This is a genomic window from Pseudonocardia sp. 73-21 (assembly GCF_001899645.1).
GTDB lineage: Bacteria > Actinomycetota > Actinomycetes > Mycobacteriales > Pseudonocardiaceae > Pseudonocardia.
In genome coordinates this window covers 149,136-164,952 of sequence record NZ_MKVV01000024.1, presented here as the reverse complement: position 1 = coordinate 164,952, position 15,817 = coordinate 149,136, and the positions used below count along the sequence as shown (strand labels likewise).

The following is a 15,817-nucleotide window of genomic DNA, read 5'->3' as shown; positions in this document are numbered from 1 at the left end:
GGCGGGATCACTCGTATGTCACGGTGGACAGCCCGCCCGATCGGGCGAACGTACGCGGGATCGGGAGGACACGATCGCCATGGCCCGCGGGCAAGGAGGCAGTACCTACATGGGCCAGGACGTCGACCGGACCACGTTCAGTCGACGCGATCGGCAGCTCTACCGGGTGAAGGTCCAGCAGTGCCTCGACACCCTGGCCGTGATGCTCCGCGAGCACACCTTCGCGCGCGACGAACCGATGACCGGCATCGAGGTGGAGCTCAACCTCGTCGGCGACGACCTCGCCCCGTCACTGTCCGGGGACGACGTCCTGCACGCCATCGGCGCCGCGGAGTTCCAGTCCGAGCTTGGCCGCTGGAACCTCGAACTCAACATGCCGCCCCGGCTGCTGCCCGGCGACGAGTGGCGACACCTCGAGCTGCAGCTGCTCGGGGAGCTGGCCAAGGTCCGCAACTCGGCCCGGGAGTGCGGCTCGCAGCTGGCGGTGATCGGCATCCTGCCCACCCTGGAACACCAGCACCTCGTCGTGGAGGCGCTGTCCACCGACCGCCGCTACGTGCTGCTCAACGAGCAGATGCTCAGCGCCCGCGGTGAACCGATCCGGCTCGACATCGCCGGCGACGACCCGTCCGGCCGGCACTCCATCGCACCCGATCACCTGCAGGCCGACTTCGACTCCATCGCCCCCGAGGCCGCCTGCACGTCGATGCAGCTGCACCTGCAACTGCACCCGGACTCGTTCGCGAGCTACTGGAACGCCGCGCAGTGCCTCGCGGGCGTGCAGCTGGCCGTCGGCGCGAACTCGCCGTTCCTGATGGGGTCGCGGCTCTGGGCGGAGACGCGCATACCGCTGTTCGAGCAGTCGTGCGACGTCCGGTCGGTGGAGCTGCGCAACCAGGGCGTTCGGCCACGCGTGTGGTTCGGGGAACGCTGGATCACCTCCGTGCTGGACCTGTTCACCGAGAACGGCCGCTACTTCCCCGGGCTCATGCCCGTCACCGAGGACACCGACCCGATGGCCGAGCTGGAGGCCGGTCGGGTCCCCGAGCTCGACGAGCTGCGGCTGCACAACGGCACGATCTGGCGCTGGAACCGGCCCGTGTACGACATCGCGGGCGGGGTGCCGCACGTCCGCGTGGAGAACCGGGTGCTGCCCGCGGGCCCCACGGCCGTCGACATGGTGGCCAACGCGCTGTTCTTCTACGGCCTGCTGCGCGTGCTCGTCGAGGCCGAGCGGCCGCTGTGGAGCTCGATGTCGTTCGAGGCCGTGGAGGAGAACTTCACCACCGCCGCCCGCCACGGGCTGGGCGGCCCGCTGTACTGGCCGGGCTCGGGCTGGATCCGCCCCGACGAGCTGGTGCTGCGCAAGCTGCTCCCCCAGGCCGCCGACGGGCTGGCGCGCTGGGGCGTGGACCCCGACGTCATCGACCGCTACCTGTCGGTGATCGAACGCCGCTGCGCCACCCGGCGCACGGGCGCCGCCTGGCAGGTGGACATGGTGGCCGCGCTCGAGGAGCGCGGCGCCGACCGCCCGGCCGCCCTGCGCGGCATGCTCGCCCGCTACCTGGAGCTCTCCGAGGCCAACGAGCCCGTCCACGACTGGCCGCTGACCTAGTCGCGGGACCCGATCGTTCGCGATCGCAAAGCGTTCTCCCGTTCCGCCACGGGACGCCCCGGACCGCTCCTACTGTCGGTCCCGATCCGCTCGACCCCACCCGGTGATCGCATCCACGGCCTACGCCGTGGATGTGGTTCCACATGCCCGCAGACGGGGGAACCATGCCTCGACGTCCCGCTCAGCCGCCCCGCCGGCCGGTACTCCGGTGACGGCCGTGGCCCGCTTCCGCCTCTTCGGGCGCCCGACGGCCGGTCCGGCGCGTCCCGCCCCGCACGGTGCCGCACCCCGTGGTTGGGCTCCCCCCGGGTCCGTTCCGCCTGGCTCCGCACCACCCGGATCTGCGCCACCGGGATCTGCGCCACGCGGATCTGCGCGGCCCGGGCCGGGGTGGGGCGTTGCTCCTCCCGTCGGGGCGGGCGCGCCGTGGCCGGGACCGGCCACCCGGTCCGCGCGGCCGGCCGGGGCCGACCTCGACCCGCCCACCGATCCCCACGGCTTCCCGCCGGTCCCGGCCGACGGTTACTGGTCGGGCCCCACCCCGGCCCGCACCCCAGATCCGGCCGAGGCCTCGGCGCTGGCCGGGGCGTTCGCCGTCGACTACCTGTCGTGGGACGAGGACGACCCGACCCGCCGCGGCCGCGTCCTGCTCGACTACCTGTCCTCGGCCGGCAGCGACCCCGCCCGCCTCGGCTGGTCCGGGGTGGGCCGCCAACGCGCGGAGTTCGCGCTACCGGGGCTCGTGCACCCCGACGGCGACGGGCGCGTGCTCGTCGACGTCCGGGTGCGCGTCACGCCCTACCGGTCGGTCGGCGACCACACATCCGAGACACCCGATCCCGCCGAGCCGGATCCCCCGGTCGCCGGGTCACCCGCGGCGGCCCCCGCCCCCACCGGGCGGGGCTGGCGCAGCCTCGCCTCGTGCTGGATCCGGCTGTCGGTGCCCGTCACGTTCAACGGCAGCAGGCTCGTCGTCGATGCCTGGGAGGAGACGCTCGGCGAGCACGCACCGCCCCCGGCCCTGCCCGTCCCCCGGCCGCACGAGCACGCGCTCGCCGACGACGACCCGCTCGTCGAGCCCGGCGTCAGGGGTGGACGGTGAGCCGCCTGCGGGTCCCGGTGGTCGTCGGGCTCGGACGCGGCGTCGGCACGAGCACCGTCGCGGCCGCGCTGCACGCCCACGAGGGCGACCACCGCGATCCGACCGCCGACGTCGTGGTCTGCGCCGATCCGGAACGGGCCGCCGCGGTCCTCACCGACCGGTCGGGCCGGCTGCCGCTGCTGGCCCTCACGGGCGACGGCGGGTACCCGCGGCCGCGGGTGCTGCAGTCCCGGTTCGGCGCTGTGGTGCTGCTGCCGCGCGTCGAGCGCTGGGTCGGGCTCGGCCGTCCCGCCGACGAGCTCGCGACGCTGCTCGGCCAGCCCTTCGACCACCTGCCCCGGCCCCTGCAGGAGTTCACCGGGGCGTTGCGGCTGCTGGCCGGCGCGCTCGTGCGGTCCGGGCAGCTCACCGACCCGGCGCCGCCGCGGGCCCTGCGGCCGCGGGCAGTGGCGCTGTGGCGCGGGCTGCAGCCCGTCGAACGGATCGCCGTGGCCCGGCCCGTGCTGCCGGCGGCCCGTCCGGAGGACGCCTGGGACGACGACACGCTCGAGGCCGCGGGCGCCGGGCGGGCGGGGTGAGCCGTGCCGCTCACGGTCTCGCTCGGGCGTCTGGCCACGCTCGCCCTGGCGGCGGCCACCGGCGTGGTCCTGCTGGGCTCCCCGCCCGCCCGGGCCGCCGACCCGGCCCCCGCCACGTCCGGGGTGGACGCGGCCACGCTGCCCGCCCTGGCGCGCGAGTCGTTGCCACTGATCGTCGACCTGACATCCACGGGCTGTCCCGAGCTGCCGCCCGTGTGGGTGGTGGCGCAGGTGCAGGCCGAGTCCGGATGGGATGCCGGGCTGCACTCCGACGAACCGGGCGGTCCGGCCGGGCTCTACCAGTTCGGGCAGCGCAACTGGATCGCCGCGGGCGGCAGGGCATGGGCGTCGGATCCCCCGGGGGCGGACGCCGACGTCCTCACGGCGGCGGCGCACCTGAAGATCGCGGTGCCGTGGGTCTGCGCGAACCTGCGGGCCGTCACCGCCCACCTCAAGGCCACGGGCAAGACCACGGCCCCGCTCGACGCGATGCTGGTCTGCCACATCGCGGGCTGCGGGCGGGTCACCGGCAGCAGGACGGGGATCCCGACGGCGGGCGAGGCCGGTTGCGCCGCGCGCTGCGCGCAGGTGATCGGGCGCTACATCGATGCGGTGCACGGCAACCTGAAACGGTTCGCCGCTCCCCCGGTCGCACCCCCTCCGCCTGCCGCTCCGGCCCCCGCCCAGCCCGCGGCACCCGCCGCGTGGAACGGCGGCGCTACGGGTTGCCGACCGGGCCAGGACCCGACACGAAAGGGCGGTTGCCTCACCGGGGCCACGCGCCACGGGCTCGACGCCGTGTCCGCAACGTTCGGGGGCTGGAAGAACGGCCCGCTGATCCACAACACCGGTTGCTGGGACGCCCACGCCTGGAACCCCACCAGCGACCACTCCAAGGGCAAGGCCTGCGACTTCATGGTCACCACGCCGGGCACGTTCGCCAAGGGCGCCGAGCTCGACCACGGCTGGACCATCGCGAAGTGGTTACGCGCCAACGCCGGCCCGTTGCAGGTCAAGTACCTGATCTGGCAGGGGCGCTACTGGGATCCGAGCGTCAAGGACCAGGGCGGCAGCTGGGGCCAGGCCTACACGGGCGGCGGCGTCTACAACGTCCGCGATGCCACCGGCGGCCACTACGACCACGTCCACGCCAGCTTCCGGGAGTGACGCCGTGAGCCGAACCCTCCTGCGTCCCGTGCTCGCGGCCGGCGCCGCCGTCGTGGTCGCCGTGCTGGCGCTGCTGCTGGTCGGTGCGGCCGGAGCGCTTCAGGCCCCGCCGTCCTCCGACCCGCCGCTGGGCGCCGCGCTGAGCGACGAGGACCGTGCCGCGCTCGGAGCGGTGCCCGCCGAGCGCGGAGCGCCACCCGCCGCGGCGGACCCGGGCGTCGACCTCACCGACCCCGAGGCCGTCGCCCGCGCCTACCTCGCCGCCGCCCACTCCGTCGCACCCGGCGACGCCGGCCGCACCCAGCTGCGGGCGGCGGGCTACGCGGTGCCGGGCAGTACGGCCGCGGCCGTCGGCGTCGTCGTGCTGGATCCGCCGCCCGCGGGTTCGCTGCGCACCGCCACCGTCACCGCCCTGGAGCTGGTGGCCGCCGATGCGGGCGGCACCCGGCGCGGCTACCGCGCCGAGGTCGGCACCGCCACCGGCCCGCCCGGCGGAGCTCTGGCCGTCGACCTCGTCACGAGCCGGATCGTGCTGGCCCGCCAGGCCGACGGCCGGTGGCTCGTGGCCGCCGAGAACCCCGACCTCCCCACGGGGGAGGACTGATGCGACAACCGGCTGAGGAGCACCCCCGATGACCATCGCCGAGATCGAGGAGCTGATCCGGAAGTACATCTCGACGGGGATCGCGGTGGTGGTGGTCCTGGTCGCCCCGGGCACCGCGATCGACAAGGCGGCGCTGCCCCCCGGGTCTCAGGTGGTCACGGTGGAGCCCTCCAGGCCCGGCACGGCCCCGAGCACCCGTCCCACCCCCGCGCCGGACAGTGGCGGATCCGGCGACCGGACGGGGGCGGGAGGTAGCGACCCCGGAGCCGGCGACCCGCCGTCGACCGGCGGTGACGGTGCCGGGTCCGGGTCCGGCCAGGGGCCGGGGTCCGCCCAGGGCTCCGGTGGCGGTGCCGGGTCCGGCTCGGACTCCGGCACCTCCGGGCCGGGCTCGCACTCGGGTACCGCATCCTCCGGGTCCGACTCCGGCACAGGTTCGGACTCGTCCGGATCCGGCTCATCCGGTTCCGGATCGGACTCGGACTCCGGCTCTCACTCAGGTCCCGGTTCCGGCTCTGACTCCGCCTCTGGCTCTGGGTCGAGCTCCGGATCCGACAGCTCGAGGTCCGGTTCCGGCTCCGGCTCCGGCTCCGGCTCCGGCTCCGGCTCCGGCTCCGGCTCCGGCACAGAATCCGGGCCGAGCTCGGGGTCCGGAGCCGGCGGCTCGGCTTCCGACTCGGCGTCGGGATCCGGCTCGGGTTCCAGCGGCGGGTCCGGCTCCAACAGCGGGCCCGGCTCCAACAGCGGGCCCGGCTCCAACAGCGGGTCCGGCGGGACCGCGTCCGGCACCGGCTCGTCGTCGGCCACCACCGACGGCACCACCGCTGCCGCGACACTGGGCTGGGGCGCCCCCAACCGGGAGGACGACTTCAGTTCCGGCGCGGGCCAGTGGAGCATCTACGACGGTCCGGGGCACGGGGGTCAGGGCAAGCGGTCGCCCTCGGCCGTCTCCACCGCGGGCGGCGTCCTGACCATCACCGGCGACTCCTCCGGCACCACCGCCGGCATGGCGTGGAACCCCGGGCAGAAGTACGGGCGCTGGGAGGGCCGGGTCAAGGCCCCGGCCAGCGACCCGTCCTACAACGCGCTGCTCCTGCTGTGGCCGGACGCGGAGAACTGGCCGTCGGGAGGCGAGGTCGACTTCATGGAGATGTCGGACCCCTCGCGGCAGGAGACCAACATGTTCCTGCACTACGGGGCCGACAACCAGCAGCTCAACGGCAAGGTGCAGGTCGACGCGACGCAGTGGCACAACTGGGCGGTCGAGTGGACCCCGGACGCGATCACGGCCTATGTGGACGGGAAGGAGTGGTACCGCACCACCGACAAGAACACGTTCCCGCCCGGTCCGATGCACCTGTGCATCCAGCTGGACTGGTTCCCCCAGGGCGGCGGTGCGAAGGAGTCGACGATGCAGGTCGACTGGGTGCGTCAGTACCCGGTGGACGGCGGCGGCTCCTCCGGTGGCGGCACCTCCGGCTCCGGCACCGGCAGCACGCGCACGGGTCAGCAGTCGGGCAGCAACTCCGACGGCGGCTCCGGCGGCACCGACCCCACCGCCGGTGTCCGCAACATTCTGCGACGCATGTTCTCCTGGGGCTGAGCCGTCCGGGGGGATGCTCTCAGCGAGTGCACAGTGGCCACTCCCTAGGGTGACCACCGTGTCCGACACACAGCAGCTGAGCACGCCCGATTCGTCCCCGACCGGCCCTCCCCCCGGCCGCCGGCGAGCCGTGATCATCGTGCTGGCCGTCGCGTCCGTCGTGGCCCTGATCGCGATCACGCTCACCGTCGTGCGCGACGGCACCCGCCAGACCGGATCCGCCACCCACGGCACGGGCGGCCCGCAGAACCCGCAGCACAGCACCACCCTCGCCCCGGACACCAGCTCGGACACGCAGGCCGCCGTGCGGGGCCACTGGCCGCTGAAGATGAGCGACGACTTCAACGGCACGTCGCTCAACACCGCGACGTGGAGCCCCTACAGCGGCCCCACCACCGACAACGTCGGGCGCAACAACCCCGCCAACCTGTCCGTGGGCGACGGCGTGCTGACGATCAACAGCCACAAGGACCAGTCCGGTGGCCTGTCGTGGTACCCGGGGCAGAAGTACGGGCGCTGGGAGGTCAGGGCCCGCTCCGAGGCGGGCGCGGGCTACGGCCCGGTCATGCTGCTGTGGCCGGACGCGGAGGACTGGCCCGAGGGCGGGGAGATCGACTTCCTCGAGATGCCGAAGCCCGAGCGCAAGATCGCCAAGTTCACCGTGCACTACGGCTCGGACAACAGCCAGAACGGCGTCGACGTGCCCGGCGACTTCACCCAGTGGCACAACTACGCGGTCGAGTGGACGCCCGACCACATCGCCGGCTTCATCGACGGCCAGGAGATCTTCCGCACCACCGACAAGGACCAGATCCCGCCGCGCCCGATGCACCTCGCGATCCAGCAGGACGTCGGCCCGTACGGCGACGACTGGATCCCGGCCCGCAACGCCCAGACCCCCGAGTCCGTCGGCTTCCAGGTCGACTGGGTGCGCATCTACGGCCTCTGACCCCGGTGATCGCGATCCACCGCACGATGCGGCCCCACCGAGGGCGCTGACGTGCGGCGGAGGTCGATCATGCGCCGGCCGCCTCTCGGGTGATCGCCACGCGACCACGGCGATCATGGGTCGAGCCCGCACGGGCCGACCTCCAGCAGCTGCACGACGGCGAGAGCGGGCACGCGACCACCACCCGCCCCATGATCACCACCCAGGGGCCAGGAACCGTGTCCGATCCGGTCCGGCGTCCCCGCACGTCGATCACGGACCGCGTCGCGGGCCCGGAACGCGAATCGGGGTCCTGGCCTGCCGGCCAGGACCCCGATATCGTTCCCCGAACTGACGCGCCGCTCCCACCACGAAGCGACGTCTATGAGGTTAGCCTAACCACTCTTCCGAGGCAAGGGGTCCCGTGGCCGAATCCGCGCAGCCGAGCCCTCCGCCACTGCCGCCCCGGTTCAACCAGGTCACCACCCTGCTCGCGGTGGGCACCGCGCTATGGATCGTCGCGGCCGTCGTCGCGGCACTGGTCCGGCCGCCCGACATCGTGCTGCTCACCTGCGTGGTCGGGGCGGTCCTCGGTGGCGTCGGCTACAGCGTCTTCGCCTGGCAGCGGTCCGCCGCGCGGCGCGGCTCCCGCACGGCGCAGCGGGGCCTGCAGTGACCGCCTAATCTCACGTCCATGACCGACCGACCCACCGCCGTCGTCACCGGAGCCAGCTCCGGCATCGGCGCCGCCACCGCCCGCGCACTGGCCAGATCCGGCTTCCACGTCGTCCTCGGCGCCCGCAGGGTGGACCTCTGCGCCGAGATCGCCGCCCAGATCGACGGCACCGCCCTGCGCCTCGACGTCACCGACGCCGAGTCCGTGACCGCGTTCGCGGCCGCCATCCCGCAGGCGTCGCTGCTGGTGAACAACGCCGGCGGCGCCAAGGGCCTCGAACCGGTCGCCGACGCCGACGAGGACGCCTGGCGCTGGATGTTCGAGACCAACGTGATCGGGACGCTGCGGGTGACCAAGGCCCTGCTGCCTGCGCTGATCGCCTCGGGTGACGGGTACATCATCACGGTCACGTCGATCGCGGCGCTGGAGCCCTACGACAACGGAGCGGGCTACACCGGCGCCAAGCACGCCCAGGCGATGCTGCACCGCACACTGCGCGGCGAGCTGCTGGGTCAGCCGGTGCGGCTCACCGAGATCCTTCCGGGCATGGTCGAGACCGACTTCTCCCTCGTCCGCTTCGACGGCGACGCCGAGAAGGCCGCGAACGTCTACAAGGGCATCACGCCGCTCACCGCCGACGACGTCGCCGACGTGATCGCGTTCGCCGCCACGCGGCCGAGCCACGTCAACCTGGACCAGATCGTGCTCAAGCCCCGGGCCCAGGCGAACGCGATGCGCGCGTACCGGGAGTCCTGAGCGGTCAGACGGTGTCCTCGCTGCGGCGGTGCTCGTCGGCACCGTCGGCGGGGGCCTCGCCGTCGACGGCACCCTCGACGCGTTCCTCGGACTCCCGCAGGATCGCGTCCTCCTGGGCCTCCGGACTCTCGGAGCTGGTCTCGGAACGGTGGTCGGGTGTCATGCCGGGCCCGTGGTCGGGTGTCATGCCGGGCCCGTACCCGTGGGCCCGGCCCGGCAACCACCCAGCTGGTCAGAGCGCCGAGAGCGCCTTCCACTTGTCCCAGCTCAACGTCCAGTCCCAGATGTCACCGTCACGGGCCGAGAGCTGTATCGGCGTGTTGGTGACCTCGACCGGGTCGCCGTAGAGCGCGGTGTCGTAGTAGGCCTTGGCGTTGTCGATCGAGAGGTTGACGCAGCCGTGGGTGACGTTCGCCGAGCCCTGCGCGGCCGCCGAGTTGGGGTTGGCGTGGATGAACTCGCCGTTGTTGCTCATCCGCACGGCCCACTTCTCGACGCTGTCGTAGCCGTACTGCTGGCTGACCATGCGCTTGTCGGTGAACTTCTCGCTGACGACGTGGACGCCGGAGCGGGTGTTGCGCTGGGGGTCGGACGCCAGGCCGTAGCTGGCCGGGAAGTCGAAGACCTGCTGGCCGTCGCGGATGACGATCATGCGGAAGCTCTTGGCGTCGGCCTTGACGATCTGGGCCCGGCCGATCTGGAACGTCGAGGTGAGGTTCGCGGCGCCCACCGCGCCGCCGCCGTAGAACACGTCGCGCAGGTTCGCGGTGACGGTGACCTTCGTGTTGGCCGGCCAGTAGACCTTCGGCCGCCAGTCGACGCGGGAGCCGCCACCCTCGTCGGGCAGCCAGCCCCACGCGCCCTCGACGGGCACGGACGTCTCGACCTTCAGCGCCCGCTCGGCGGCGGCGCGGTCGGCGACGTGGTCGTTGAACTGGATGCGAATCGGCGCGGCGATGCCGACGGTGCGGCCGTCGCCGATGTTGATGGTGCCGCGGATGCGCTTGCTCGGCTTCGTGGTGGCGAACGACCCCTGCAGCGGCACGGCCGCCCCGTTCGCACCGGTGGCGCTGCCGCCCCACGTGTAGGAGGCGCCGTAGGCGAGCGGCGCGGTGCTGCTCCACACCGTCTTGTCGGCGTTGAACTCCCCCGCGACGGGCTTGCCGTCGTCGTCGGTGAGGGTGACGCTGTCGAACGCGCCGTCCCTGACCGTGGCCGTCGCCTTCGTGGCCGGCTGCACCCCGGCGGCCCCCGCGGCCGGCGTGTAGCTGATGACGGCGGCCGGAGCCGTGACGGCGGCGGGCTGCGCGGCGGCGGGTACGGCGATCGTGGTGCGCCCGCCCTCGGCGGTGGCCGCGGTGACCACCCCCAGCGAGCCGACCGCGATCACGGCCAGTACGAGCAGGATGCGTCGCATCGTCGAGTACTCCCCCTTGTGAAACCTGTCCCGTGGAGAGAAGACGCCTCGAACGCTCCCCGGTTGCCTCCGGGCGCCTCCACGGTACGGACGAAGGCTACGCGACCGTCACAGAACGCATCCGACCAGGACGGGCTCGGCAACCAGCTCGATCCCGAACGCGGTACGCACGCCGTCGCGCACCTCGCGGGCGAGAACCAGCAGGTCAGCGGTGGTGCCGCCGCCCCTGTGGGTGAGGGCGAGAACGTGCCGGCCCGACAGCGCGACGCGCCCGCCCGGCCCGGCGTGCCCGCACCCGAACCCCGCGTGTTCGATCAGCCACGCGGCCGGCAGCTTCACCCGATCGGCCCCGGCCGGCCACCGCGGGGAGTCGGCGGGCGCCGCGTCCTCGGGCACCACCGGGTTGGTGAAGAAGGAGCCGGCGCTCCAGGTGTCGAGGTCGTCGGCGTCGAGCACCATGCCCTTGCCGCGTCGCAGCCCCAGCACGGCGTCGCGGGCGACGGCCGCGGGCACCCGCTCCCCCTGCTCGACGCCCAGCGTCCGGGCCAGTTCCGCGTACCGGATCGGCGCGCTCACCCCGTCGCCGGGCAGCACGTAGCGGACGCGCAGCACGACCGCGTCGTCACGCCCCTTCAGGACGCTCGTCCGGTAGCCCAGGCCCAGCTCGGCGGCGGGCACGTGCTCGCGGATCGCGCCGGTGTGCCGGTCGTAGAGGTCGACGTCGAGGAGCAGGTCGGCGATCTCCACGCCGTACGCCCCCACGTTCTGCACGGGCGTGGCGCCGACGCGGCCGGGGATGCCCGAGAGGCACTCGAGCCCGCCGAGGCCGTCGGCGACGCAGGCGGCGACCAGGCCGTCCCAGTCCTCCCCCGCCTCCGCGGTGAGCACGACGGTGCCGTCGGGCCTGCGCTCGACCCGCCGTCCCGTGCTGGCGACCCGCACGACCAGGCCCGGCCAGCCCTCGTCGGCGATGACGACGTTGGATCCCCCGCCCAGCAGGAGCACGGGCTCGTCGGCCGTGCGCAGCGCCTCGACGACGACGTCGGCGCTCGGGGCATCGACGAAGCGGTGGGCGGGACCGCCCAGGCGCAGGGTCGTGAGGGGGGCGAGAGGGGTGGCCACGGCAGGAACGTGCACGGGCACGAAGGTAGCCTCCCCCCATGTCACGGCAGAGCGAGTACCGGTCCACGTCGCAGTTCACGGCGGACCAGGTCTACGCGGTGATGGTCGACCCCGACTACCTGCGCACCCGCCTCGCGACCATCGGCGGCAAGGACGCGGCGCTCCTGGACCACACGGCCGACGCCGACGGGGCCCGGTTCCGGGTGAGGCAGGGTCTCGAGTCGAAGGACCTGCCGCCGGTGGTCCGCAACTTCCTCAACGGCGACATCGTCATCGAGCGCACCGAGACCTGGACGCGCAAGGAGCCCGGCCGATTCGACGGCGAGGCCCAGGTGCTGATCAAGGGCACCCCGGCGTCCGCGGCGGGCGGCATGCGGCTGCGCGACCTCGACCCGATGCTGAGCGAGCTGGTGGTGCGCACCGACGTCACGGTCAAGGTGCCGATCATCGGCGGCAAGATCGAGAGCGTGGTGGCCGAGCAGGTGAAGGAGCTGCTGCGCATCGAGACGGAGTTCACGCTCGACTGGCTGGCCACGCACTGATGGAACCGTCGTCCGAACGGCGTTACGTCGTCACCCTGAGCTGCCCCGACACCACGGGCATCGTGGCGAGCATCTCCGGGTTCCTCGCCGACGCGGGCGGCTGGATCGTCGAGGCCGCCTACCACTCCGACCCCACCACCGGCTGGTTCTTCACCCGCCAGGTGGTGCGCGCCGACTCGCTTCCCTTCGACGCCGACGAGCTGCGCCGCCGGTTCGCCGACGTGGCGGCGGGCATCGGGCCCGAGGCGCGCTGGAAGGTCACCGACACCGGCGTCCCCAAGCGGGCCGTGCTGCTGGTCAGCAAGGAACCGCACTGCCTGCACGACCTGCTCGGCCGCATCACCGCGGGCGAGCTCCCCGTGCAGCTCGACGCCGTGATCGGCAACCACGAGACGCTCGGCGACGTCGTCCGCGCCCACGGGGTGCCGTTCCACCACGTGCCGTTCCCCGCCGACGGCAAGGAGGCGGCGTTCGCGGAGCTGCGCAAGCGGGTGGAGGAGCACGAGCCGGACGCGATCGTGCTGGCCCGGTTCATGCAGATCCTGCCCGCGGAGTTGTGCGAGGCCTGGGCCGCCCGGGCGCTGAACATCCACCACAGCTTCCTGCCGTCGTTCGTCGGCGCGCGGCCCTACCACCAGGCCCACGCCCGCGGCGTCAAGCTGATCGGCGCCACCTGCCACTACGTCACGGCCGACCTCGACGCCGGCCCGATCGTCGAGCAGGACGTCATCCGCGTCGACCACGGCGACACCGCGCTGGACATGGTGCGCCGCGGCCGCGACATTGAACGTCTCGTGCTCTCCCGCGGCCTGCGCTGGCACCTCGAGGACCGCGTCCTGGTGCACGGCAACAAGACCGTCGTGTTCCGGTAGGCGGCTGCCGCCACCCGTGCAGTGGCCCCCGACCCGCGTCGGGCGGAACCGCAGCGGCACCGAGAACGTCTCGGCGAACACCTCAGGGGTCTTCCAGGAACCGGCCGCGATCGCGAGACACGCGGGAGGATCCATCCCGGCAGGGGCGCCGGGCTGCCCCGGCCGCTGTGGCCCGACGGGGTACTCGCGGCGCAGCGCGAGCCGCCGCGCGTCATCCGGCTGACCGGTCATCGGACTCCTCCTCCAGGGCACGCCGGCGACGTCCGCGACGCAGTTCGGTGTCGAGCGCGTCCAGCCGGGAGGCCGGGCCGGACGGCGGCCGGAGGACGTGCTCCAGCCAGCGCTCCAGCTCGACGATCTCCCGCCGGACCGGCTCGGCGAGCGCGGCGAGGACGAGCACGCGAGATGCGTAACAAAGCAATTACGTAACTGCAAGGTTGCCCACCAACGACGAACGGCACTCTCGTCGGAGAGGTACCGACGAGAGTGCCGTTCGTCTGTGGGGGTCAGGCCGCGGCGGACACCGGGGCCGGCTCCAGGGCCAGCTCCAGCACCTCGCTCACGTCCGCGACCGGGTGGATCCGCAGCTCACCGCGCACCGACTCCGGCAGGTCGTCGAGGTCGGGCTCGTTGCGCTTCGGGATGATCACGTCGGTGAGCCCCGCCCGGTGCGCGGCCAGCAGCTTCTGCTTGACCCCGCCGATCGGGAGCACCTTGCCCTGCAGCGTGACCTCGCCGGTCATGCCGACCGACGCCTTCACCGGACGCCCGCTGGCGAGCGACGCGAGCGCCGTCGTCATCGTGACGCCCGCGCTCGGCCCGTCCTTCGGCACCGCGCCCGCGGGGACGTGCACGTGCAGCTTGCGCGAGGCCAGGTCGCCGGCCATCCCGCGCGAGCGCAGGTAGGACAGGGCGATCGACACCGACTCCTTCATGACGTCGCCCAGCTGACCCGTGAGGATCAGGCCCGGCTCGCCCTCCGAGGACGGCATGGCGGTGGCCTCGATGAACAGCACGTCGCCACCGGCCCCGGTGACCGCGAGCCCCGTCGCCACGCCGGGCACCGAGGTGCGCTCGGCCGACTCCGGCGTGAACTTCGGCCGGCCCAGGTACTTCACCAGGGCATCGGCGTCGACGTGGACCGGCGTCTCGGCTCCGGAGTCGAGCGCCACGGCCACCTTGCGCAGGGTCTTCGCGAGCCCCCGCTCCAGCTGCCGCACGCCCGCCTCACGGGTGTACTCGGCCGCGATCATGCCCAGCGCCACCTCGGAGAACTCGACGTCGGACGGCTCCAGGCCGGCCTTCTCGATCTGCCGCGGCAGCAGGTGGTCGCGCGCGATGGCGACCTTCTCCGCCTCGGTGTAGCCGTCGAGCGTGACGACCTCCATGCGGTCCAGGAGCGGGCCGGGGATGGTGTCGAACGCGTTGGCCGTGGCCAGGAACAGCACGTTGGACAGGTCGAGGTCGACCTCGAGGTAGTGGTCGCGGAACGTGTGGTTCTGCGCCGGGTCGAGCACCTCGAGCAGGGCCGCGGTGGGGTCACCGCGGTAGTCGCTGCCGACCTTGTCGATCTCGTCGAGCAGCACGACCGGGTTCATCGAGCCCGCCTCGCGGATGGCCCGCACGATCCGGCCGGGCAGCGCGCCGACGTAGGTGCGCCGGTGGCCGCGGATCTCGGCCTCGTCGCGGACGCCGCCCAGGGCGACCCGGACGAACTTGCGGCCCATGGCCCGCGCCACGGACTCCCCCAGCGACGTCTTGCCGACGCCGGGAGGACCGACGAGCGAGAGCACCGCGCCGGAGCCGCGGCCACCGACGGTGCCGAGACCCTTGCGGTCACGACGGGCCCGGACGGCCAGGAACTCGATCAGCCGCTCCTTGACGTCGTCGAGGCCGGCGTGGTCGGCATCGAGGATCGCCCGCGCGGCCCGGAGGTCGTCGTTGTCGGTGGTGGTCTCGTTCCAGGGGATGTCCAGAACGGTGTCGAGCCACGTGCGGATCCAGCCCACCTCGGGGCTCTGGTCCGACGCGCGCTCCATCTTGCCGACCTCGGTGAGGGCGGCCTTGCGGACGTCCTCGGGCAGGTCGGCGGCCTCGACGCGCGTGCGGTAGTCGTCGGCACCTTCCGGCTCGTCGTCGCCCAGCTCCTTGCGGATGGCGGCCAGCTGCTGGCGCAGCAGGAACTCGCGCTGGGTCTTCTCCATGCCCTCGCGGACGTCGCTCGAGATCTTCTCGGTGACCTCCTGCTCGGCGATGTGCTCGCGGGTCCAGCCGATCAGCAGCTCCAGCCGCGCCGTGACGTCGACCTCGGCGAGCAGCTGGAACTTGTGCTCCAGGTCGAGGTAGGACGCCCAGCCCGCGGTGTCGGCGAGCTGGCCGGGGTCGGTGATCTGCTGCACCGAGTCGACCACCTGCCACGCCCCCCGCTGCTGCAGGATGCCGATGACCAGGGCCTTGTACTCCTTGGCCAGCTCGGCGGCCTTGCCCGGGGCGGACACCGTCTCGTCGAGCGGCGTGGCCTCCACCCACAGGGCCGCACCGGGACCGGTGACTCCGGACCCGATCTGCGCGCGGCCCTCGCCGCGCACCACGGCCGCCTTCTCCCCGTTGGGGAGCCTGCCGACCTGCTCGAGGACGGCGATCGTGCCCACGGCGGCGTACTTGCCGTCGGGGCGGGGAACGATGATGACCTTGCGATCGGCGCTGTTGCCCGCGTCGACCGCTGCCTGGATCTCCGGCTCGTCGAGCCGGACGGGAACCACCATGCCGGGCAGCACCACCGAGTCGGCGAGCGGAAGCACCGGCAGCTTCAGCGTCTCTGTCATGCCCGGGACA

At 73.2% G+C, this 15,817-nt stretch carries 17 protein-coding genes; 11 read left to right on the top strand and 6 right to left on the bottom strand.

All coding sequences use genetic code 11. The features are described from left to right. Nucleotides 1-109 precede the first annotated feature (109 nt). The 5 genes from BGP03_RS06090 (at nt 110) to BGP03_RS06070 (ending at nt 5,066) form a co-directional block, all read left to right on the top strand. Nucleotides 110-1,615 carry a glutamate--cysteine ligase gene (locus tag BGP03_RS06090; RefSeq protein WP_296373880.1) on the top strand — a complete coding sequence of 502 codons (1,506 nt, stop codon included), beginning with the start codon at nt 110-112 and terminating at the stop codon, nt 1,613-1,615. 217 nt (nt 1,616-1,832) lie between these two features. Further along, nucleotides 1,833-2,717, top strand: coding sequence for a hypothetical protein (locus BGP03_RS06085; protein WP_298800138.1), 885 nt, complete (start codon nt 1,833-1,835; stop codon nt 2,715-2,717). Beyond that, nucleotides 2,714-3,295, top strand: coding sequence for a hypothetical protein (locus tag BGP03_RS06080; RefSeq protein ID WP_298800137.1), 582 nt, complete (start codon nt 2,714-2,716; stop codon nt 3,293-3,295). Before BGP03_RS06085 ends, BGP03_RS06080 begins: the two co-directional genes overlap by 4 nt. A gap of 3 nt (nt 3,296-3,298) precedes the next feature. After that, nucleotides 3,299-4,462 carry a hypothetical protein gene (locus BGP03_RS06075; RefSeq protein ID WP_298800135.1) on the top strand — a complete coding sequence of 388 codons (1,164 nt, stop codon included), beginning with the start codon at nt 3,299-3,301 and terminating at the stop codon, nt 4,460-4,462. A 4-nt stretch (nt 4,463-4,466) separates the two neighbouring features. Next, the gene (locus BGP03_RS06070; RefSeq protein ID WP_298800133.1) at nt 4,467-5,066 is read left to right on the top strand and encodes a hypothetical protein; all 600 of its coding nucleotides are present in this window, start codon (nt 4,467-4,469) and stop codon (nt 5,064-5,066) included. A gap of 492 nt (nt 5,067-5,558) precedes the next feature. Here the strand turns inward: BGP03_RS06070 and BGP03_RS06065 are convergent, their stop codons facing one another. Further along, nucleotides 5,559-5,963: a hypothetical protein gene (locus BGP03_RS06065; RefSeq protein WP_299735784.1), complete on the bottom strand. Its 405-nt coding sequence runs from the start codon at nt 5,961-5,963 to the stop codon at nt 5,559-5,561. Between BGP03_RS06065 and BGP03_RS06060 the strand changes: the two genes are divergently transcribed. The 4 genes from BGP03_RS06060 (at nt 5,902) to BGP03_RS06045 (ending at nt 9,029) form a co-directional block, all read left to right on the top strand. Next, nucleotides 5,902-6,669: a glycoside hydrolase family 16 protein gene (locus BGP03_RS06060; RefSeq protein WP_299735779.1), complete on the top strand. Its 768-nt coding sequence runs from the start codon at nt 5,902-5,904 to the stop codon at nt 6,667-6,669. The genes BGP03_RS06065 and BGP03_RS06060 overlap by 62 nt on opposite strands. Nucleotides 6,670-6,727: 58 nt before the next feature. Continuing rightward, nucleotides 6,728-7,618 carry a glycoside hydrolase family 16 protein gene (locus BGP03_RS06055; protein ID WP_298800129.1) on the top strand — a complete coding sequence of 297 codons (891 nt, stop codon included), beginning with the start codon at nt 6,728-6,730 and terminating at the stop codon, nt 7,616-7,618. Nucleotides 7,619-8,021: 403 nt separating this feature from the next. Further along, a complete protein-coding gene (locus tag BGP03_RS06050; RefSeq protein WP_298800127.1) occupies nt 8,022-8,273 on the top strand; it encodes a DUF2530 domain-containing protein in 252 nt (83 codons plus the stop codon). An 18-nt stretch (nt 8,274-8,291) separates the two neighbouring features. Next, complete coding sequence (locus BGP03_RS06045) at nt 8,292-9,029, top strand: SDR family NAD(P)-dependent oxidoreductase (protein ID WP_298800125.1); 738 nt, start codon at nt 8,292-8,294, stop codon at nt 9,027-9,029. Nucleotides 9,030-9,033: 4 nt separating this feature from the next. Here the strand turns inward: BGP03_RS06045 and BGP03_RS06040 are convergent, their stop codons facing one another. From BGP03_RS06040 to BGP03_RS06030, 3 genes are all read right to left on the bottom strand, one after another. Then, nucleotides 9,034-9,216 carry a hypothetical protein gene (locus BGP03_RS06040; RefSeq protein WP_296373896.1) on the bottom strand — a complete coding sequence of 61 codons (183 nt, stop codon included), beginning with the start codon at nt 9,214-9,216 and terminating at the stop codon, nt 9,034-9,036. Between the two features lie 45 nt (nt 9,217-9,261). After that, entirely contained in the window at nt 9,262-10,446 is a 1,185-nt protein-coding gene (locus BGP03_RS06035; protein ID WP_296373898.1) for an Ig-like domain-containing protein, read from the bottom strand. A 108-nt stretch (nt 10,447-10,554) separates the two neighbouring features. Beyond that, entirely contained in the window at nt 10,555-11,568 is a 1,014-nt protein-coding gene (locus tag BGP03_RS06030; RefSeq protein WP_296373900.1) for a UDP-N-acetylmuramate dehydrogenase, read from the bottom strand. A 38-nt stretch (nt 11,569-11,606) separates the two neighbouring features. Between BGP03_RS06030 and BGP03_RS06025 the strand changes: the two genes are divergently transcribed. Then, nucleotides 11,607-12,110, top strand: coding sequence for a DUF2505 domain-containing protein (locus BGP03_RS06025; protein WP_298800122.1), 504 nt, complete (start codon nt 11,607-11,609; stop codon nt 12,108-12,110). Beyond that, nucleotides 12,110-12,982, top strand: coding sequence for a formyltetrahydrofolate deformylase (gene purU / locus BGP03_RS06020; RefSeq protein ID WP_296373905.1), 873 nt, complete (start codon nt 12,110-12,112; stop codon nt 12,980-12,982). The genes BGP03_RS06025 and purU overlap by 1 nt, the downstream gene beginning before the upstream one ends. 211 nt (nt 12,983-13,193) lie before the next feature. Here the strand turns inward: purU and BGP03_RS06015 are convergent, their stop codons facing one another. Together BGP03_RS06015 and lon are read right to left on the bottom strand one after the other, a co-directional pair. Further along, complete coding sequence (locus BGP03_RS06015; RefSeq protein ID WP_296373907.1) at nt 13,194-13,382, bottom strand: hypothetical protein; 189 nt, start codon at nt 13,380-13,382, stop codon at nt 13,194-13,196. 106 nt (nt 13,383-13,488) lie between these two features. Then, nucleotides 13,489-15,807: an endopeptidase La gene (gene lon, locus BGP03_RS06010; protein ID WP_296373909.1), complete on the bottom strand. Its 2,319-nt coding sequence runs from the start codon at nt 15,805-15,807 to the stop codon at nt 13,489-13,491. Nucleotides 15,808-15,817 lie beyond the last annotated feature (10 nt).